Genomic DNA, 14,311 nt, shown 5'->3' with positions numbered 1-14,311 from the left:
CGTCGCCGGGCGCCGTGGGCGCAGGTACGACCTTCACCCACGAAGATCACGGACTGGACGGGGATGACGAGGAGAAGACCCAACGGTCTCACCGCTCTGCCGGTGGCCGTCCTGCTGCTCACCGGATGCGCGGACCAGGGCGCCGAGAGGGCGGCCGAAGCCCCCAGGAGGCCTCTGGACGTCTCCGTCCTGCGTATCTCCGAGGCGGACTACGACCCCGCCCTCTCACCGGAGGCCCTGGCCGGACAGGAACCCGTCGTCGTGGCCGGGGTGGTGGACGGCTGGCAGCGGGGACCCGCCCTGGAGAGCTACGAGGACGGCCCCCTCGACCACCGCGTGGTGCTGAGGATCAGGGCCACCGACGTCCTCAAGGGCACGGTCCCCGGCGGAGTGGTCTTCGTGGAGCTTGACCAGGGGGCGGTCGTCCGGGACGACTCCCTGCCCGCCGAGAAGTGGAAGCCCGCGAAGTCGGTGGCCGACTTCGCCACGGCGATCCCCGCCGGGACGAAGGCCATGGCGTTCCTCGCCGAGAGGCCGCCCCACGAGCAGCGGGTCCTCGACGCGGGCGAGCCGCTTCCCGCGCGGGCGCACCTGATGAGCGCGCCACCGCAGGGCCTGGTCTTCGAGGACCCTTTCCTGGCCGCCCGGCAGCCCGACCGCCCCGCACTCGTCGGCGGCAAGGAGCCCCTCGACGCCGCGGGCCGTACGCCATGGCTGGAACCGAGAAACATGACCGAACTGATCGACCGCCTGAAGGACAAGGGCTTCTCCGGATAGCCCTTCGGAGGGCGCGCCGCCGTACCTTGAAAGCATGATCGAACGGGCTAGGGTCGCGGTTGTCGGTGTCGGTAACAACGTGTCCGCGTTTCTGCAGGGGATGGCGCTGTACCGGGCCACGGGGGAGTTGGTCGGGGTCCGGCGGCCGGTGCTCGGGGGGATGGGCGTCGGTGACATCGACTTCGTGGCGGCGTTCGCCATGTCCCCGGGGAAGGTCGGGAAGGACCTCGCCGAGGCGATCTTCGCACCGCCCAACAACTTCCCCCGGATCGTCGACGACCTGCCGCCGTCGGGTGTCACGGTACGGCGTGGCCTCACGGCCGACGACGCAGGTGCCGACGCCGCCGAGGTGGAGCGGGTGGCCGGGGAGCTCGCCGGGGCCGAGGTGGTGCTCTACGCGGCCCCCAGCGGAAGGCAGCGAACGGCGGAGGCCTACGCCGAAGCGGCGCTGCGGGCGGGTGCGGCGTTCGTCAACATCACCTCGGACACGGTGGCCCGTGATCCGCGGTGGCTTGACCGGTTCACCGAGGCCGGGCTTCCCCTGCTGGGGGACGACCTGACCAGCCAGTTCGGCACGTCCATCGTGCACCACGCCCTGTTGCGGCTGCTGGAGGAGCGCGGGCTCACCCTGGTCAGCTCCTACCAGGTCAACCTGGGCGGCACCGAGGACTTCCGCAACCTGGCGGAGAACGACAACACCAAGATGGAGTCCAAGCTCAACGCCCTGGGCACGGCCGGGCGGGTTGAGCTGGCCCCGCTCGGATACCTGCCGCACCTGGAGTCGCACAAGGTGGCGCACATCAACATCGAGGCGCAGGCGTGGGGCGGGGCACCGGTCAGCCTGGACCTGAAGCTGAAGGTGCACGACCCCAGCGGCGGCGCCGGGGTGATCGTCGACCTGGTCCGCATCGCGGCACACGCGCTCCGGCGGCGGCGCGGCGGCTGTCCGCCCGAGACGGCGTCACTGCTCAAGTCCCCGCCCACCGTCTAGGCCTCCCCACCATCTTGCCAGGGCGGTCAGCGGGCATGAAAAAAGGGGCCTTCGCCCCTTTCCACTCTCAACGTATAGCGCATGGGGGGACTTGCCACAAGGCCCCGGGTATGCCGCAGAATCGTCGGCCGAGGCCAGGATCTGCGAAAACGGGGGACGCGGAATGCGTGTGGTGTTGTCGACGTACGGCTCGCGAGGGGACGTCGAACCACTGGTGGCGCTGGCGGTGCGGCTGCGGGAACACGGCGTGGAGGTGCGGGTGTGCGCGCCGCCGGACGAGGACTTCGCCCGGCGGCTGGCCGGGGTCGGTGTCCCGCTGGTTCCGGTCGGGCCGTCGGCCCGTGCGCTGACGACGGCGGCTCCGCCGTCCGCGGGAGACCTGCCCCGGCGTGCGGCCGAGGTGATCGCCGGCCAGTTCGAGGCGCTCGTCCCGGCGGCCGAGGGGTGCGACGCGCTGGTGGCGACCGGCATGATGCCCGCCGCCGCGGGCGCGCTCTCGGTGGCCGAACGGCTGGGCGTCCCCTCGGTCTCCGTGACCTTCCAGCAGCTCACCCTGCCGTCGCCGTACCACGCGCCGCTGGCCTATCCGGGCAGGCCGTTCCCGCCCGAGGTGACCGACAGGCGGACGCTGTGGGACCTGGACGCCCGCAATATCAACGAACTGTTCGGTGAGGCGCTCAACGTCAACCGGACGGCGGCCGGGCTGCCGCCGGTCGACGACGTCCGTGGCTACGTCGTCGGCGAGCGGCCATGGCTGGCGACGGACCCGGTCCTGGACCCGTGGCGGGAGACGCCGGAACTCGACGTCGTGCAGACCGGCGCGTGGACGCTGCCCGACGAACGGCCGCTCCCGGCCGAGCTGACGGCCTTCCTCGACGCCGGGGAGCCCCCGGTCTACGTGGGCTTCGGCAGCATGCCCATGCGGTCCGTGAAAGCCGAGGCGGTCGTCGAGGCGGTCCGGGCACGGGGCCGTCGTGTGGTCCTCGCCCGTGGCTGGGCCGACCTGGCCCCGATCGGCGGCCGGGACGACTGTTTCGTCGTCGGCGAGGTCAACCACCAGGCGCTGTTCGCCCGGGTGGCCGCCGTCGTGCACCACGGCGGCGCGGGCACCACGACGACGGCCACCCGGGCGGGCGCGCTCCAGGTGGTCGTGCCCCAGGCCGCCGACCAGCCGTACTGGGCGGGCAGGGTGGCCGAACTGGGCGTCGGCGTGGCGCACGACGGCCCGGCCCCGACGGCCGAGTCCCTGTCGGCCGCGCTCGGGGCCATACTGAGCCCCGAGACCCGGGCGCGGGCGACCGCCGTGGCCGACACGGTCCGCGCCGACGGTACGGCGGTGGCCGCGCGGCTGCTGCTCGACATGATCGGCGGGAAGAGGCCGTGAACCGCTCAGAACCGCCGAACAAGATCGGAACCGATGTGAAGACCGTCAGCGCGTTCGACCTTCCCGAGGGCCTCGCCGCCAAGGCCGTACCGGCGCTGATCGCCCGTGACGAGCGGCACTTCGCGGCCATCGCGGAGAGTCTCGAACAGTCGATCGCCGAACTGTCCGACCGGCTCGACGCCGAACTCAAGGCTCCCGGCGGCGCGGGACGGCAGGCGATGGACCGGGACATGCAGGTCCACCGGCTGACCGCCCGCCTGCGCACCCTGCGCCGCTTCGGCCTGGACCTGTGCCTCGGGCACATGGTCGGTACGGACGACCCCGAACCCGTCTACATCGGGCGGCTCGGTCTCACCGACAGTGAGGGCCGCAGACTGCTGCTCGACTGGCGTTCCCCGGCGGCGGAGCCGTTCTTCGGCGCCACCCACGCCAACCCGATGGGGCTGGCCAGCCGCAGGAGATACCGCTGGACCCGGGGCCGGATCAACGACTACTGGGACGAGGTGTTCACCCAGGACGGGTTCGAGGGGCACGCCGCACTCGACGACCAGTCCGCCTTCATCGCCAGCCTGGGGACCAACCGGTCGGCCAGGATGCGGGACGTGCTGGGCACCATCCAGGCCGACCAGGACGCCATCATCCGCGCCGGGTCCCGTGGCGCCCTCGTCGTGGACGGCGGCCCCGGCACCGGCAAGACCGTCGTCGCCCTGCACCGTTCGGCCTACCTCCTCTACTCCGACCCGCGTCTCGGGCACAACCGGGGCGGCGTGCTGTTCGTCGGCCCCCACCAGCCGTACCTCGCCTACGTCGCCGACGTCCTGCCCAGCCTCGGCGAGGAGGGCGTACGGCTGTGCACCCTGCGTGACCTCGTCCCCGAGGGGGGCTCCGCGGCGGTCGAGGCCGATCCCGAGGTGGCCCGGCTGAAGTCGTCCGCCGACCTGGTGGGGGCGATCGACAAGGCCGTCAGGTTCTACGAGAACCCGCCGACCGAGGGGATGACGGTCACGACGCACTGGTCGGACATCTGGCTGGGCGCCGACGACTGGGCCGAGGCGTTCGCCGTACCGGACCCAGGCACCCCGCACAACGAGGCGCGCGGCCAGATCTGGGAGGAGCTGCTCACGATCCTGGTGGACAAGCACGGCGACGAGGAGGCCCCCGCCCATCTGCTGCGCAGGTCGTTGACGGGCAACCGGGAGCTGGTCAAGGCCTTCAACCGCGCGTGGCCGCTGCTTGAGGCGACCGACCTCGTCGGGGACCTCTGGACGGTGCCGGCCTACCTGCGGCTGTGCGCCCCCTGGCTCGACCGCGACGAGATCCGCAGGCTCCAGCGGGAGAACGCCCAGGCCTGGACGGTCTCCGACCTGCCGCTGCTCGACGCGGCACGCCAGCGGCTCGGCGACCCCGAGGCGGCCCGGCGCAGGCGTCGGCAGAACGCCGCCCTCGCCGCCCAGCGTGAGCGCATGTCACGGGTCGTGGACAACCTGATCGAGGCCGACCCCGACGGTGAGGGACTGGTGACGATGCTGCGCGGGGAGGACATGCGCAACTCCCTGGACGACGAGACCGTACTGCCCGGCGCCGAGAAGGACCCGCTGGCCGGGCCGTTCGCGCACATCGTCGTGGACGAGGCCCAGGAGCTGACCGACGCCGAATGGCAGATGCTGCTCTCCCGCTGCCCGTCCCGCAGTTTCACCGTCGTCGGAGACCGCGCCCAGGCCAGGCACGGGTTCACCGAGTCGTGGCAGGAACGCCTCGAACGCGTCGGTCTCGACCAGATCGCCCTGGCCTCCCTCAGCGTCAACTACCGGACGCCTGAGGAGGTCATGGCCGAGGCCGAACCGGTCATCCGGGCCGCGCTTCCCGACGCCAACGTGCCGGTCTCCATCCGCAGTGTCGGCGTCCCCGTCCTGCACGGCCCCGTCTCCGACCTGGACACGATCCTCGGCACCTGGCTCGCCGAGCACGCCGAGGGGGTCGCCTGCGTCATCGGCCATCCCGCCTTCCGGGAAACCCCCCGCGTCCGCTCCCTCACCCCGGAACTGGCCAAGGGCCTGGAGTTCGACCTGGTCGTCCTCGTCGATCCCGACAGGTACGGCGAAGGCATAGCGGGAGCCGTGGACCGCTACGTCGCCATGACCCGGGCCACCCAACGCCTGGTCATCCTCACGACCCCCTGAGCATCAGCTCCGGACCCGGGAGAGCACCACGTAGCCGCCCGACGAGAAGGCGACGCGGTAGTCGTTCCTGAGCAGGAAGTCGACCCGTGCGGTCTGCTCGTCGAGTGACGGGAACGGGAAGGCGTGCTTTCCGACGTCCGCGACCACCCAGGGGGCCCAGCGTACGGTTCTGTCCCACAACAACGTCCTGGTCCGGCTTGAGAGAGCGGGGGCGACATTGTTCGCGGCTTCGACCAGGGCGTTATCGGGAACGACGGCAACGGCTGCGGCAGCCGCCTCCGTCCGGGTCGTCGAGGCGTGGAAACCCACGCTGAAGAACCTTCCGAACGCGAAGAAGGGAATCATCGCGACACTGACCAGAAGGACCAGTGAAGGCCATCCTCGAACGACGCGGAGAAGCCGTCCGGGGTTCTTCGCGTCTGGCTCCGGTGACGTCCGGGATCGTATGCGGGCCGCCATTCTTCGATATCCGTCGACTCCCCCGATGAACACCACCATCACGATGAATGCGTTGTAGTGGTATTTCGGCTCCCACCAGTTCGGGAAAGAGCTTGAGAGCATTCGCTCCATCAGCAACGGAACGGCGGCGACGGTGACGGGCGACATGACCGAGGCGAAAAGGAGCGGGGCGAGGAGCAGAACCACGGTCTGGATCTTGACGGGAGGCGTGGCGAGCAGGGAGACGGCGTCGAACGGATGCGTCAAAGCACGCAGCGCGGCCTCTCTGAAATCACGGCCCAGCCCCGAGTAGGCCCAGTAGTAGTCCGCCCGGCCGCCGAAGTGCGGGATGAGGACCTGGGTGCACAGACAGGCCGCCGTCGCGCCGACCAGCACGAAGAGCGTCCCGAGGGCGCGGTCCCCCTTCCTGGTGATGAAGAACAGTCCCACACCGGCCACGAGAAGCCCCATGTCCTCCTTGACCTGCAGGATCAGGAAGGCGGCCAGCAGGACGTGCCACCTCCTGCCCGCCTGGTGGCGCTCAAGGAGAACGGCCGTCAGCAGCGGAACGAAGGCGACCTCGTGGAAGTCGAAGGCGACGGCCTCCGCGACGGGCCAGGAGATCGCATAGGCGACGGCGACGCAGTACGCCATGCGCTCGGCGCCGTACCTGGAGACCACAGGACCGGCGCCGAACGCCCTGAAGGCGTATCTCCAGAGAAACGGTATCGCCGACGCCAGAAGTATCGCCTGCAGGACGAGCAGGGTCTCCGGACCGTCGTGCACCCAGTAGAACGGGGAAAGCAGGGCCAGGATGGGCGACCAGTGGTCCCCCAATATCGAGAACTGGTCACCGAAGCCGTTGTGGACACCTTTCACCATGGCCACCGGCGGCCCCAGGTGCGAATACGAACGCACCGCCTGATCGAAGATCACCAAATCGTAGGCGCTCGCCCGGAACCTGGCGAACGATATGAGGGAGTACGCGGAGTAGAACACGGCGGAAAGAACGGTGAGGACAAGAAGAGGTGCCCTGCTCAGCCTCTCCTCCGGGGCCCGGAACGCCGCCGGCGATTTCCTTCTGCTCAGAGTTCCGGCCATGCGTCCTCTCCGTACGGAGACCTCGGGAAAACAAGAAAGCTGCTGATCTCCCCCTGTGACGGGATTCGACCGGCAGCTTCTTCGGTACATGATCAGCTTACCTACCTTTTGGCAGGAATGCCGACTTTTTGGTGATTTATCGGCCGAAGTCCGGCAGGATCAACGCCCTCGGCGGCCTCGGACCCCGTACGTGTTTTCTCCCTGAAATCGAGATTTCCTGAATCTTTCCGGCATCCGACACAGCCGATCCGACCGATCGGCACTCACCGAGAAGGACCGGTGACCCAAGGCGTCGGCTGTGGAAACCCTCGACACGGACACCGACGCGGGCGGCCGAACGACGGCCCGCTCGAGAGTGGGTCTAGCCCCACCCTTCCGTACGGCCACCCTCATACTGGGCCGGTTGGGATCTCCGTAGCGTCGTCACCACAGCGACACGGAGGAGAAGGACCCATGAACGAGATGACGAGCACCGGCGACGCCCGCGCCCAGGAGGCCTTCGCGGCGGCGAGGAAGTACGTCCTGCTCTTCGGTGCCATCAGCGCCGTCGTCCTGGGAACGGTCGCCGTGATGGCCCTCATCGGCGGCGAGGCGACCTCGTTCATGTGGGTCCGGGCGGTCGTCATGCTCGCGATCGCCCCGCTGCTCCACCGGATGACCGTCCGGGCCGAGGAGGGGTCCGCCAAGGCCTTCGACCGGGTGCGCACCCTGTCCGTCGTCATGCCGATCGCGATCATCGGCGTCGACCTGATCCCCGGCCTCTGCCCCGCGTGGTACGCCGTGCTCCAGGGCCTGTCGGGGCTCGCCCTCATCGCCGTCGCCGTCATCACCCGCGGCCCCGCCTTCCCCAGGAAGAAGTGACCGCTCCGCCTGGGGAGCCTCCCGGCCACCCAACTGTCGGCAATAGACGGATATGGCCGGATATGGACAGCGGCTCCCGATGACGACTCGGCGCCGGTGACGGATGCTGACAGGTGGATACCCGCCGTCCGTCGTGTGGGTGCCCCTGATCCGCGAAAGGCAAGGGAAGAGGTTTGTTGAAACTCAGGAGCCTGACCCGCACCGTCGCCGTCACGATGGCGGTGACCGTCGCCGGAACGACTCTCACCGCGCAACCCGCCGCGGCCGCCACCACCGTCTACTACAAGAGCAGCCAGGCCCAGTTCGACAACAACCCGGGCAGCGGGGCCGAGTCGTGGGTCTGGGTGTGGACCGGCGGTTCCAGCTCGGCCAAGGTCAACTGGGAGTACTACGACGGAGGCGGCGGAACGCTCACCACCGGCCCGGGGCCCGGCCTGAGCGCGAACCTCTCCAAGGACATCCGGAGGATCGAGCTCTGCGAGCTGAAGCCCGGATGGGGATACTCCTGCGCGGACTGGAAGCCCTGATCCGGCCAGGCGGTTCCGAGCCGGGGCGCCCGTCCTACACGTGCGTACGAGGGGCGGCCGGTACAGACCGGTTGTCCCTTCTCATACGCCGACAAGGACGCCTGAGGCCGGGTACGGAGGCGTTAGTCTGCGGCCATGATCGTCTTCCGTGAGGCCGTGCCCGATGACTTCGCCGGTGTCATGCGTCTCTATCGGCAGTTGCAGCCGAAGGACCCGGTCCTGAGTGACGGGTCCGACGTAGTGACCTTCACGCGGATCCTGGACTCGCCCGGCCTGCATCTGTTCGTACTCGAAGCCGAGGGGGCCGTGGTCGCCACGGCGTATCTGAACGTGATCCCGAATCTCACCCGCTCCGCGTCGCCGTACGCCGTCATCGAGAACGTCGTGGTCGAGGAGAGCCTGCGGGGCACGGGGCTGGGCAAACAGGTCATGGCCGGTACGCTTCGGGCCGCCTGGGACGCGGGCTGTTACAAGGTGATGCTGCTGACGGGGTCGAGCAGGCCCGCCACCCACGCGTTCTACCGGGCGTGCGGTTTCTCCTCCGACGCCAAGACGGCCTACCTCGCCCGCCCCTCGTGAGGCCGTGGACTCACGAGGGGCGTTCACCCGGCCCGGCCGGTAGCGAGGATCACGAGACCAGCGGGGTCGTGAAGGACGTGGCGGGCTTGGGGCGGGGGCCGCTCAGCAGGAGACCTCCGGTGAGGGCGACCATGGCCGCGGTCGCGCCGTGCACGCCGAAGGCGATCGCGGGCGTTCCACCGGAGAGCAGCACGAGGAGCATGTCACCGACCGGAGTGAGCGCGATGGCCAGCATGGCCCACCCCAGGACTCGGCGGTTGCCGGTCAGGGTGATCGCGAGGATCACCAGGCCGGAGACCACGTCCCGGATCCCCTTGACCGCGAGGAAGCCGGCTCCTTCGCCCTGCGGCCAGCTCGGCAGGCCGAAGTCGGGCGCCATGGACTGGGGTGCGACAAGGTAGCTCACCCCGATGTAGCCGATGAACAGGGCGCCGACGACGGCGAGGACGGTACCGATCTTCGTGAGCATCAGAGCCCTCCTCCACCGTTGGTGGACGCCTGGCGGTCACGGGTCCAGACCGGGCTGTCGAGGAAGTGGTTGTCGTACAGCTCCTGGGAGGCCAGCAGTTCCTCAAGCGTGGCCTCTCCCCTGCGCAGCCGGTCGAGCAGCCGGAAGTACTCGAAGCGCTGGATGCCCGGGGCGACGACGATGAGGAGGTCGGCGGTGTGGCCGGGAGCGGCGGCGAAGGCGTGCGGCGTCATCGGGGGCACGGCCGCCACGTCACCCGCCCCCAGCGTCACGATCTCCTCGCCCGCCAGGATGCGGGCCTTGCCGTCCAGGATGTAGAACAGCTCGGTCGAGGTGGCGTGGTGGTGGGGCACGGCACCGTCCGCGCCCTCGGTGAGGGTCATCCTGAGGGTGCTCAGCGCGCCGCCGGTGTCGCTGGAGTCGAGCAGCAACCGCCCGGTGGCGGTGGCCGAGACGATGGTCTCGGCGTCGACCTCTCGGACGACGGCGGTTTCCGCGATCAGCGACATGTCATGTTCCCTTCGAGCGCGCAGGAGACGAGCCGTTCCGCGTAGGCCCGGTCGATCGGTGCGCCGGTGATCATTACTCGGTAGTAGAGGGCCCCCGCGAGCTGGTCGAACAGCACCTCGGCGTCGAGGTCGGCGCGCAGTTCGCCGCGTAGCCGGGCGCGCTCGATCAGGGCGAGCGCGATGGCGTTGCGTCTGGCGTACTGCTCACGGCCCAACCGGCCGATGTCCTCGTGCCTGGCCGCGGCGCCCACGAGTTCGCCGACGGCTCCCGCGGACGGGCCCCTGTTGCCACCCGCGGCACGCATCCGGTTGAGCCCGGCGGCGATCTTCTCCAGGTAGTCGACGAGGTCGGTCCGGATGTCCCCGGTGTCGGTGATCTCGTCGTCGGCCTGCAGCCGGGCCACCACCGCGACGGCCAGGTGGTCCTTGGTCGGCCAGCGGCGGTACAGCGTGGTCTTGGCCACGCCCGCCTGCTCGGCCACCTCGTCGACGGACAGCCCGGCGTAACCGCGCTCGAAGATCAGCGCGGCGGCGATCCGGAGCACCCGTTCGTCCACCTGCGTGTCACGCGGTCGTCCGCGCGGCGCCATCGCGACCCCCATTTACGAAACCCTTGTTGCGAAATAAAAGCTACCCCTCCGCCCTCCAATTGCGCAACTCTGGTTTCGTAAAAGACGCGGGGGCCGGTCAGCGGAACGCGGCGGCGTTGCGCGTCGCCCAGGCGGCGAACGGCGTGGCCGGACGGCCGAGGACGCGCTCCACGTCGGGGCTGACCGCCTGCTCGGCCTCGGTGGGCTCGCCGAGGATGGACAGCGTGCCCTCCACCACCGGGGCGGGCATGAACGCCGACATCTGCGCGTGCGCCTGCTCGCGGGTCTGCTCGACGAACGTCACCGGCTCGCCGATCGCCCGCCCGATCGCCTCGGCCCGCTGCCTCGGCGTGGTCGGCGCCGGGCCGGTGAGCACGTAGGTCGCGCCATCGTGCCCGTCACCGGTCAGTACGGCGGCGGCCACCGCCGCGACGTCGTCGGGGTCGACGAACGGCAGCCCGACCTCGGCGAACGGGGCGGCGGCGGTCCGGTGCGCGCGGATCGGCTCGGCCCAGGCGAACGCGTTGGAGGCCATTCCGCCCGAACGCAGCACCGTGAACTCCAACCCGGAGGCGGCCACGGCCTGCTCGAAACCGGCGGCGTGCGCGTAGGCGCCGCCGGGCCGGGTGCCCACCCCCTGGGAGGACAGCAGCACCACCCTGGCCACCCCTGCGGCCTTCGCCCTCGCCAGCACCCCGGCCGGGTCCTCCCCGGCGACCAGCAGGAACAGCGCCTTGGCACCGGAAAGCGCGCCGGAAAGACTGTCGGCGTCTCCCAGGTCCGCGGTCACGGCGCGAACCCCGGCCGGGACGTCGGTCGCCTCGATCCGGCGGGCCACCGCCGTCACCTGCTGCCCGGCCTCGACGAGCTCCCGCACCAGCGCACGGCCGACGTTCCCGGTGGCACCCGTAACAACGATCATGACTCTCCCCGTTCCAGGATGGCGAATCGCTTCGCCGCTTTGTTAGTTAGTTGACCAACTGAAAACAAAGCTAGCGGACCGCCTCTTGCTTGTCCAATCTGAGTTGGGCAACTGACTCACAACGGATCGCGTGGGACCGCCGGGCTCGGAGGCGTGACCGTTCCCGGAGCCGCCGACCGGCGACGGGCGGCTCCGCCAGGAGGGCGAGACCGGATCGGCGAACAATCGAGGGAAACGCCAGGTGCCTCAGGAAGGACGCTGATGGTCGAGATCCCCGTGGAGAAGCTCAAAGGCGTCTTCGACCTGCTCATGGAACGGATCAACGCCGGTGGGCAGGTGGTGGAGATCAACGCCGAGGAGTTCTGGTCCGTGCCCCGCGACCAGGCCTACGACGTCTACAACGAGCCGCGAGACCTCACGATCGGCGCGCTGTCCGATTCGTGGGGCTACCTGGACGACATGCTCTCCGATCCCGACCGCGTCGTGGGATACGGGTTCGTCTGGCTCTCCGAGGTCCTCCGCGCCATCGGCGACGAGGCATCCTCCTGAAGGCCGTCCAGCGGCCGATGCCGTCCAGTTCGGCCAGGTCACCCAGGGTCCAGGAGCCACCGGGTGTACTCATCGTGACGCCTCTCGTCGTGCGCCCAAGGCGGCGCCTGCATCGGCATCGGCATCGGCATCGGCATCGGCATCGGAGAGGAACTTCCCATGGGGAAGTAGGTACTTTGGAGCGCGTAACCCGTCCGCCGGTGAGAGGTGCGACCAGTGACGACGAAGGCGGCCCAGGCCAAGGTGGAGTACGACGCGTTCCTGGCGGAGTGCCCCAGCCGGCAACTGCTCGCCCGGATCTCGGACAAGTGGGTCGTCCTGATCCTGTGCGCGCTGGGCGGCGACGACGACCCCGGTAGGGCGATGCGCTACTCCGAACTCGCCCGGCTTCTGGCCGGGGTCAGCCAGAAGATGCTGACCCAGACGCTACGGTCACTGGAGCGCGACGGCCTGCTCACCCGCACCGTGACGCCGACCGTCCCCGTCACCGTCTCCTACGAGCTGACCGACCTCGGCCGCTCGCTCCACCACATGACGCGCGGGCTCAGAAGCTGGGCGCAGACACACATGGCCGAGGTTCTCGCGAACCGCGACGACTACGACGCCCGCTGAGCTCCGGCCCGGGACCGGTACACCTGGAGCACGGCGCCCACCATGACGACCCCGGCGGCGACCGCCAGGACGTTCCCGGCGAACGCGACGGGAAGGTGTTCCCGGGGCGCGAAGCCGTCGGGACCGAAGGCGGAGATGCCCAGCTTCCAGCCGCTCCACGCGGTCAGGAAGCCCGATCCGGCGAAGGCCACCGCCATCGGGAACCACACGGGCAGCCGCCTGGCCACCCGGGCGGTCAGCACACAGACGCCTCCCGCCGCGGCGAACGCCCACACACCGGAGGTGGCGGCGAGCAACCGGCCGTTCAGACCGAGGTCGGCGCGGAGCCCCACGGTGCCGCCGACCGCCCAGAACGACCACATCACCCCCAAGCCCGCCGCGACGGCAAGTGCCGCCCGTACGGCGTTCGCCCGCCAGGTGGGACGGACCCGGGGGAGGTCGCCGACCCGGCCCAGGAACGCCCAGGGCCACCGTTCCCGCAGATAGATCGGCAGTCCGACGGCCAGGCCCAGCCCCATCCCGGCGAAACCGACGGCCAGGAACGCCATCTCCCATCCGGCCGCCGCAGGCTCGGCGACGCTCACGGCACGTGCTCCCTCCTCGGTGTTCCCGTCGCCGAGCAGAGCGCTCACCACCATGTAGGGCAGCATCGGCACCAGGAAACCCGCGGCCGTCCAGGCGGGGAGCAGCAGCAACGGCGCCGGGATCCGCATTCCCCAGGGCCGGGCCAGTGACAGCCCGAGCGCCACCCCGGCCGCCGCCATCACCACGGTCAACGCGTTGAGCAGCGCCCAGTCGGCCACCTGCGTCTCGGCCTCCCACGAACCGCCGCCGAGCAGCAGCCTCGCCACCCAGATCACCTTGACCAGCAGATACAACGACATCGTCCCGGCCGCGCAGTATCCGGCGCCCTGCCGTACGGCACGCCACCTCGGCCCCACGGACGCCGCCTCTGGAATCGACATGTACTGGAGTATGACGAGACGGGACACTGACCTTTAGGTCGCTCTCAGCCTCCTCTCAGAGGGTCTCAGCCCCCTCTCAGAAACGGCCCGGGACCCTTGGTTCCCGGAAATGTCAGAAACGACGCCAGTCGTAACCGACGGCGGCGTATCCGGTCGGGCAGTCGGCGGTCAGGCCGGTGGTGTCGCCGAAGTCCTTCGCGAAAAGGCTCCAGTACCAGAGACCGTTCGCGCACTTGACGCCGATCTGGTATTTCTCCGGTCCGGTGCCGCCGCACCAGCCGGTGGCATGGCCGGTTCCGGACTGCTGGTAGTAGGAAATGGCACAGGTACCGTTCCAGTCGGCATTGGCGGCGGGGGCGGCGAGCAGGGCGGCACCGAAGGCCGCCGAGGCGATCCCACCCAGGAGAGCTGCGCGTATGCGTGTCCGCATAGTAACCTCCCTAATACGTCTACGGATTTTTCCGTGGGCGGGTGTGTTTTCCAGGCCTCCCGCCCGCGGCAGTCCTGCCATGCGCCAGAATTCCGGCCAAGGCCTTTGTTTCCGCCTTATCCAGTTTCAGGCCCGACTCTGCGCCTGATTACATCCGGCCACTTGAAGAACCGAAACCATGAATATATTCGGCATTATGGCCGGAGAGCTCCTGGTCGCTTATCAACCAAAGAAGTATCACGCGCGATTATCGCCACACCAGACGGCAAAACTGCCATTCTCGATGGCAGAGGAGACCGCTCAGGCCGAAGACGTCGGCGATGGCGAAGGCCAGGGGCGGGCCGGGGTCGTACCGCTCGGTCTCGATGACGTTGACGGCCGCCAGGAGACCTGGCACCGGTCCGCCTGACCCCATCGGCGGGCCGCA

At 69.6% G+C, this 14,311-nt stretch carries 17 protein-coding genes; 9 read left to right on the top strand and 8 right to left on the bottom strand.

What is annotated here, in order from left to right; translation table 11 throughout:
- Positions 1–63: 63 nt before the first annotated feature.
- From ABT340_RS22965 to helR, 4 genes are all read left to right on the top strand, one after another.
- Complete coding sequence (locus tag ABT340_RS22965) at positions 64–777, top strand: hypothetical protein (RefSeq protein ID WP_352012843.1); 714 nt, start codon at positions 64–66, stop codon at positions 775–777.
- A gap of 34 nt (positions 778–811) precedes the next feature.
- The gene (locus tag ABT340_RS22960; protein WP_352012842.1) at positions 812–1,768 is read left to right on the top strand and encodes an inositol-3-phosphate synthase; all 957 of its coding nucleotides are present in this window, start codon (positions 812–814) and stop codon (positions 1,766–1,768) included.
- Between the two features lie 163 nt (positions 1,769–1,931).
- Entirely contained in the window at positions 1,932–3,152 is a 1,221-nt protein-coding gene (locus ABT340_RS22955; protein ID WP_352012841.1) for a glycosyltransferase, read from the top strand.
- The gene (gene helR / locus ABT340_RS22950; protein WP_352012840.1) at positions 3,149–5,332 is read left to right on the top strand and encodes an RNA polymerase recycling motor ATPase HelR; all 2,184 of its coding nucleotides are present in this window, start codon (positions 3,149–3,151) and stop codon (positions 5,330–5,332) included. Before ABT340_RS22955 ends, helR begins: the two co-directional genes overlap by 4 nt.
- Positions 5,333–5,335: 3 nt before the next feature.
- Here helR and ABT340_RS22945 read toward each other — a convergent pair whose 3' ends face one another.
- Positions 5,336–6,871 (bottom strand): DUF2079 domain-containing protein, encoded by a 1,536-nt coding sequence (locus ABT340_RS22945; RefSeq protein WP_352012839.1) that lies wholly within the window; start codon positions 6,869–6,871, stop codon positions 5,336–5,338.
- Positions 6,872–7,324: 453 nt separating this feature from the next.
- Here ABT340_RS22945 and ABT340_RS22940 point away from each other — a divergent pair, with 453 nt between their 5' ends.
- The 3 genes from ABT340_RS22940 (at position 7,325) to ABT340_RS22930 (ending at position 8,838) form a co-directional block, all read left to right on the top strand.
- A complete protein-coding gene (locus ABT340_RS22940) occupies positions 7,325–7,732 on the top strand; it encodes a hypothetical protein (RefSeq protein ID WP_352012838.1) in 408 nt (135 codons plus the stop codon).
- 176 nt (positions 7,733–7,908) lie between these two features.
- The gene (locus ABT340_RS22935) at positions 7,909–8,259 is read left to right on the top strand and encodes a hypothetical protein (protein WP_352012837.1); all 351 of its coding nucleotides are present in this window, start codon (positions 7,909–7,911) and stop codon (positions 8,257–8,259) included.
- Positions 8,260–8,394: 135 nt separating this feature from the next.
- Positions 8,395–8,838, top strand: coding sequence for a GNAT family N-acetyltransferase (locus ABT340_RS22930; RefSeq protein WP_352012836.1), 444 nt, complete (start codon positions 8,395–8,397; stop codon positions 8,836–8,838).
- A 49-nt stretch (positions 8,839–8,887) separates the two neighbouring features.
- Here the strand turns inward: ABT340_RS22930 and ABT340_RS22925 are convergent, their stop codons facing one another.
- The 4 genes from ABT340_RS22925 to ABT340_RS22910 form a co-directional block, all read right to left on the bottom strand.
- Entirely contained in the window at positions 8,888–9,307 is a 420-nt protein-coding gene (locus tag ABT340_RS22925; RefSeq protein ID WP_352012835.1) for a DUF4267 domain-containing protein, read from the bottom strand.
- Entirely contained in the window at positions 9,307–9,816 is a 510-nt protein-coding gene (locus ABT340_RS22920) for a cupin domain-containing protein (RefSeq protein WP_352012834.1), read from the bottom strand. The genes ABT340_RS22925 and ABT340_RS22920 overlap by 1 nt, the downstream gene beginning before the upstream one ends.
- Positions 9,807–10,418, bottom strand: a complete 612-nt coding sequence (locus ABT340_RS22915; RefSeq protein WP_352012833.1) for a TetR/AcrR family transcriptional regulator — start codon at positions 10,416–10,418, stop codon at positions 9,807–9,809. The genes ABT340_RS22920 and ABT340_RS22915 overlap by 10 nt, the downstream gene beginning before the upstream one ends.
- Before the next feature lie 85 nt (positions 10,419–10,503).
- Positions 10,504–11,328: an NAD(P)H-binding protein gene (locus ABT340_RS22910; protein WP_352012832.1), complete on the bottom strand. Its 825-nt coding sequence runs from the start codon at positions 11,326–11,328 to the stop codon at positions 10,504–10,506.
- Between the two features lie 261 nt (positions 11,329–11,589).
- On the opposite strand from ABT340_RS22910, the gene ABT340_RS22905 reads away from it, so the two are divergent.
- Entirely contained in the window at positions 11,590–11,877 is a 288-nt protein-coding gene (locus ABT340_RS22905; protein ID WP_352012831.1) for a hypothetical protein, read from the top strand.
- A 216-nt stretch (positions 11,878–12,093) separates the two neighbouring features.
- Positions 12,094–12,489, top strand: a complete 396-nt coding sequence (locus tag ABT340_RS22900; RefSeq protein ID WP_352012830.1) for a winged helix-turn-helix transcriptional regulator — start codon at positions 12,094–12,096, stop codon at positions 12,487–12,489.
- On the opposite strand, the gene ABT340_RS22895 is transcribed toward ABT340_RS22900, so the two are convergent.
- The 3 genes from ABT340_RS22895 to ABT340_RS22885 form a co-directional block, all read right to left on the bottom strand.
- Positions 12,474–13,454, bottom strand: coding sequence for a hypothetical protein (locus tag ABT340_RS22895; RefSeq protein ID WP_352012829.1), 981 nt, complete (start codon positions 13,452–13,454; stop codon positions 12,474–12,476). The genes ABT340_RS22900 and ABT340_RS22895 overlap by 16 nt on opposite strands.
- A gap of 112 nt (positions 13,455–13,566) precedes the next feature.
- On the bottom strand, positions 13,567–13,884 hold the full coding sequence (locus tag ABT340_RS22890; RefSeq protein ID WP_352012828.1) for a hypothetical protein: 318 nt from the start codon (positions 13,882–13,884) through the stop codon (positions 13,567–13,569).
- Between the two features lie 247 nt (positions 13,885–14,131).
- Complete coding sequence (locus ABT340_RS22885; RefSeq protein WP_352012827.1) at positions 14,132–14,281, bottom strand: hypothetical protein; 150 nt, start codon at positions 14,279–14,281, stop codon at positions 14,132–14,134.
- Positions 14,282–14,311: the final 30 nt, after the last annotated feature.

Source organism: Streptosporangium sp. NPDC000239, assembly GCF_040300765.1.
In the GTDB taxonomy this organism is placed as follows: Bacteria; Actinomycetota; Actinomycetes; order Streptosporangiales; family Streptosporangiaceae; genus Streptosporangium.
This window is presented reverse-complemented; position numbering and strand designations above follow the sequence as displayed.